Source organism: Agromyces bauzanensis (assembly GCF_014645655.1).
GTDB lineage: Bacteria > Actinomycetota > Actinomycetes > Actinomycetales > Microbacteriaceae > Agromyces > Agromyces bauzanensis.
This window is the reverse complement of the sequence record NZ_BMMD01000092.1, coordinates 1-579: the sequence shown is the minus strand read 5'-3', so window position 1 is coordinate 579 and position 579 is coordinate 1. Positions and strand designations below refer to the sequence as shown.

Below are 579 nucleotides of genomic sequence, written 5' to 3'. Positions count from 1 at the left end.
GCGAAGTCCGGCACGCCGGTCGCGAAGTTGACGCGTCTGGAGCGGGTCGAGACTCGGCATCGCATCGGGTTTCTCCAAGGCGAGGTATCCGTGCCCGACGACTTCGATGAGATCGCGTCCGACGAGATCGCGGCGATGTTCGGAGATCCCGCGTGAACGTGCTGCTCGACAGCCACCTGTTGTTGTGGGCCGCGTACGAGCCCCGGCTCGTGCCGCCGGTGGCGCGTGAGCTCATCGAAGACGATGCCAACCGCCTCTGGTTCAGCGCGGCCAGCATCTGGGAGATCGGGATCAAAGCGTCGATCGGGCGGGACGATTTCGCCGTCGATGCTCGGATACTCCGGCGGGGCCTTGTCGAGAACGGATACGTCGAACTTCCAATCTCCTCCGCGCACGCCGTCGAGGCGGCGGCGCTTCCCCCGATCCACCGGGATCCGTTCGATCGGATGCTCGTCGCACAGGCACGCGCCGAGGGGTTCGCGCTGCTGACGTCGGACGCGAGGGTCGCGGAGTACGGCGCACCCGCGCGGCTTGTCGATCGGGTGCGCCGCTGACCTGTGGGCCTGGCGGAGCAGCCGT

Annotated in this window: 1 protein-coding gene; it reads left to right on the top strand. The window is 67.7% G+C overall.

From position 1 onward, the window contains the following. Positions 1-152 precede the first annotated feature (152 nt). The gene (locus IEX31_RS18550) at positions 153-554 is read left to right on the top strand and encodes a type II toxin-antitoxin system VapC family toxin (RefSeq protein ID WP_188744857.1); all 402 of its coding nucleotides are present in this window, start codon (positions 153-155) and stop codon (positions 552-554) included. Positions 555-579: the final 25 nt, after the last annotated feature.